Source organism: Gangjinia marincola, from assembly GCF_039523415.1.
In the GTDB taxonomy this organism is placed as follows: Bacteria; Bacteroidota; Bacteroidia; order Flavobacteriales; family Flavobacteriaceae; genus Gangjinia; species Gangjinia marincola.
In genome coordinates, this window is record NZ_BAAAFG010000017.1 from 1 (window position 1) to 3258 (window position 3258).

A 3258-nucleotide genomic window follows, 5' to 3' on the forward strand; every position below is an offset into this window, starting at 1 on the left:
CCGTCACCACCACATCTGTGATGCTGGTCGTACCATCGTTGTCTACCGTAATCTGATAGGTCAGTACTTCACCTGCTGCTGTCACAGGATCTGCTCCTCCTGTTTGGGTCTTGCTCACTGTAAGACTCTCTATAATTATTACAGGTGGCGTAAAACAAATCTCATCATCTTCTATTGCAGCATCTCCATCTGGATTAGCATCAGGTGTACTATCAGGATCATCCTGATCACTTGCTGTGATTTCAGCGCAATTTGTATAACTTCCTGTCTCCTGAACAATGGTATTAAAGGTTAGCGTTATAGTGTTTCCGGAGGTAACAGATAAACCAGACCAACTTACAATGTTACCACTTGAGGTTCCTGAATTACTAATTGCTGTAATGGTAGAATATCCATTCGGCACAACATCACCAACTCCGACACCTGTTGCATCTTGAGGACCACCATTCGAAACGGTAATTTCAAATGTGATCACGTCGCCCGGAGTAATTGTTCCAGAACTGTCAACATCATTGAAAATTGATGCTGATTTAGTGATAGATAAATCTGCACCGGGGTTACAGACATTAATTACAGATGCTGTGGTTACATCACCATTGGTTCCAGGATAAGAAGCTGCAATTACAGAACCATCTGGATTAGTCGCAGCTGGTGTTCCTGTTCCAAATTGACCTCCATCACCTCCATCTGCATTAGGATCGTTATACGCTTCATTGGCATCACTACATCCATCATTATCGCTATCCAATTCAAATGAATCTGGAATACCATCTCCATCTGAATCCAATGGTATACAATAGGAAAACTCGTAGAACTGCAAGGTTATATTTGCATTGTTGATTCCACCACTAGAATCCTTTCCTGTAGTTATTCTGATTTCATCAACAGGACCCTCTATTGAAAATTGAATGCTGTTATTAGGTGCATTTCCAGCGCTGTCTATACTTAATACTGTATTATTATTTACATAGAAGAAATCTGCCGGATCAATTGTTAAGTTGGTAATGTTTGATTGAAATACCGGAACACTAACACCTCCTATAAAAGCCTCAAATTGAACAGTATCGCCATTGTCAATCCCTCCTACTTTAAAATTTAAATTATTTACTTCTTCATTAAAGTTTAGGCTATAAACAGCAATGTCTCCATTTTGAAAGTTTGTTGTATTTGCCTGAACATTAATGTAATCTCCATCAGGATTGATGGCGCCATTATTTAAAATTCTGATGCCGCTGTTCCAGTTCGCTGTACCCTGAAGTTGAAATCCAAAATCAATATTAACTCCATTATATTCTACTAAATCAGCCAATGGTGATGAGGCCGAAAAATCATTATTGATAGTATAACCCGGCGTGTTAACTTCAGTTGGATCTGGCGAACAGTCGTACTCATCAATATCCAGTATTCCGTCATTATCATCATCTACATCAACAGTATCTCCTATGCCATCACCATCATTATCTCCATCTATGAAAACGGTAATGCTATCCTGATCATCTTCAGAAGGATCTCCATTTGCCGGTGTAGAGTCAGGATCTGGATTAGGGCTTAATGCCACTTCGGCTACGTTGGTGTAGTCGCCGGTATTATTTACTGTGGCAGTGATGTCTATTGAAGCTGATCCACCATTTACTATTGCCGGCAACGACCATATCCCAGTGGCATCACTATAGCTTCCGCCGGAAGGCGCAGCACTTACGAAAGTAAATCCAGAGGGTAGATTATCTGTAATTTCGGCTGAAGCTGAGGGGATATCCTGAGGACCATCATTGGTAACTGTTATTGTAAATACTACAGTTGATCCAACTGTCACCAATTGCTGATCCACCGTTTTAGTTATTGAAAGATCAGATCCAGGTATACAGACATTAATCGCTGATGCCGTGGTAACTTCATTGTTTGTACCAGGATAAGAAGCTGCAATTACAGAACCATCTGGATTAGTCGCAGCTGGTGTTCCTGTTCCAAATTGACCTCCATCACCTCCATCTGCATTAGGATCGTTATACGCTTCATTGGCATCACTACATCCATCATTATCGCTATCAAGATCCAAATAATCGGGATTATCTGTACTATCAGAGTTTTGGATCGTATAATTAATAACATCACTGTCTGGCGAAGTTTCAACAGCATCTGGTAATCCATTAGTGCCCACAGAGCCATCAACAACACCATTAGTTTGTGAAGCACCATGACCAGCCTCGACTGCATCATAAATCCCGTCATTATCTGAGTCTAAATCCAGGTAGTCCAGTATACCATCTCCATCTGTGTCACAAGCTACATTGAAGGTATTGTTTAACCATCCAAAAACCGATCCTCCAGCAGAATTATGTTGAACTATAAAAATTTCAGAAATGAAATCAGCTGAAGCATCCAAAGCTGCAAACTTATCAGACTGTGCGTTTCCTGCACCGGGATAGGTAGTCGTAAGTTCACCGCTTGCATTTGTGGTTAGTTGTGAACCAGCAGAACCAAATGGGATTCCATTTACCCCTTGCCATCCAAACCAATTGCCACTTTCATAGGATACCACCACACCTTGGATTGTAGTATACCTAAACAAGGGAATCGATTCAATATAGGGAGACGTTGTTTCAAAATCTGATACTCTAAACTCAAATCCCCGTAAACCTATTGGCTGGCCTGTAAGTGTATTTATAAATTGAATTTGAATAGACTCACCTGTAAGACCAACACCTGTATAACCGTCGATCGTATTATCCCCAGTGATACCATTTCCAACCGTGGCTGAGGCAGTCGCAGGAGCTGTAGTAATTATAACGTCAAAAGGAGTACCATCTGAGGTAGTATATCCAGTTAATGTAGTTGTCCCGTTGGCTAAATCACCATCTATTGTTTGAGGAGAACTAATAGTATTTGTATTATCTGCAAATACAATCCCGGTAGTATTTCCACAATTTTGTTCTACTGTATCGGGAATACCGTCATTGTCGTTATCTAAATCAACTAAATCTCCTATCCCATCTCCATCAATGTCTGCACACGCTAGGGAAATACTTGCGTCCGTTACGTTAGAATTCGTTCCAGGATAACTCGCTGCAACTACACTACCATCTGCATTGGTTGCAGGTGGATTGCCTGTGCCGTAAGCACCTCCATCTCCTCCATCTGCATTGGGATCATTATAGGCTTCATTAGCATCACTACATCCATCATTATCGCTATCCAAATCAAAACAATCTAAAATACCATCACCATCTGTATCTACCGCAACAGCCGCCTTGATTCCAA

Annotated in this window: 1 pseudogene; it reads right to left on the reverse strand. The window is 41.0% G+C overall.

The features are described from left to right. Positions 1-3258 (reverse strand): annotated as a pseudogene (locus ABD000_RS14000) (DUF11 domain-containing protein); the annotation flags it as partial.